A 1,188-nucleotide genomic window follows, 5' to 3' on the forward strand; every position below is an offset into this window, starting at 1 on the left:
TGTGGCTCCGTGTCACTTCTGGGCCCCTTGAAGGCGGGCGCTACGGTGTCGCCGGGGCGCATGCCCGGCGCTCCAGTGCGATCTGCGTGAGTTCGTCGATGTCGAACTCCTGGCGGCAGTTCGGCGCACCGTAGCGGGTGATCTTCCCCCGGCTGGCCCACTTGCGGATGGTCGCCTCGGGCACTCCCACGGCGAGCGCGGCCACGTTCGTGGGGACGAGCCTGTGGCGTGGCGGTCGTGTCATGCGCTGACATCCTTTCGCTGCCGCTCCATGAGGTGCCTCAGATTCAGCCACTCGTGCAGTTCCCACGAGTGCCCGGCAGAGCACTCGATGTTTCTTCTCACCGTGCTCTGGGTGCTTTTCGGGTACATGCTTATCGTCCCGCTGCAGTCGTCGACGACGCACTGCCGGATGATCGTGCGCGGGGCGCTGGAAGCGGGGTCGATGATCCCGCGGAGTTCCGCGACGAACCGGTCCGCCTCGTCGGCGAATTCACCGGCCGGCGGCTGCGCGAGAAGCCACTTCAGATGCCGTGCCAGAAACCGGGAGAGCTCCGCGACGGAACGGCCCGGAAGGCCCGTCCCGTGCTGTTCCGCGACGATTTCCGCCCAGGACTCCAGTGTCGCGAGTATGTGGTGGCGGGAGTCGAGTACCGAGATGTTCAGGTGGTCCCGTGTGCGGCTGCCGGAAATCTTCGTGGGACTGATCTGCCGGGACAGCGGCGACACATGGTGCAGGCATTCCTGGTAGAGGCCGGGGAGCGTGCGCAGGTTGCGCTCCACCTGGCGGACGCACGGCGTACACAGGACGGACCCGGCGGCAGCACGGCTTTCACGGGTGTGATCCCTGGGGCACGGGTGAACCTTCATGGAACCTCCTTGAGGCGGCTCGCCCTCCGCAATCGCGAGGATGCGCATGTCGATGCCATGCCGATTGCGGCAATCAGTGCGGCGTTCCTTTCACTGTCCCGTTCCTGCCGGTGCTCTACCGGTCGAGCCAGGACCGGCAACACTCGACGGCAAACCTACCGACGGGCGCTGGAGTCCCGATACAGACTCGTTCGCGGCTCGGTGGTGGGTGGTAATGGCCCTGTCCTCAAGCCGTTTTCCACCCGTGTCCGAGCCCTGATCGAAAACCCCCGCGACATCCCCGGGCCGGGCGCCTGCGCCCCAGGTGACCGGGCAGTA

The 1,188-nt window shown here is 66.5% G+C and carries 2 protein-coding genes; both read right to left on the reverse strand.

Annotated elements, in window-relative coordinates; all coding sequences use genetic code 11:
- Positions 1 to 40: 40 nt before the first annotated feature.
- Positions 41 to 244, reverse strand: coding sequence for a hypothetical protein (locus tag H5J30_RS34480; protein ID WP_181791750.1), 204 nt, complete (start codon positions 242 to 244; stop codon positions 41 to 43).
- Positions 241 to 870, reverse strand: coding sequence for a hypothetical protein (locus H5J30_RS34485; RefSeq protein ID WP_181791751.1), 630 nt, complete (start codon positions 868 to 870; stop codon positions 241 to 243). The genes H5J30_RS34480 and H5J30_RS34485 overlap by 4 nt, the downstream gene beginning before the upstream one ends.
- Positions 871 to 1,188: the final 318 nt, after the last annotated feature.

Source organism: Streptomyces phytophilus (genome assembly GCF_013870535.1).
GTDB classification, from domain to species: Bacteria; Actinomycetota; Actinomycetes; order Streptomycetales; family Streptomycetaceae; genus Streptomyces; species Streptomyces phytophilus.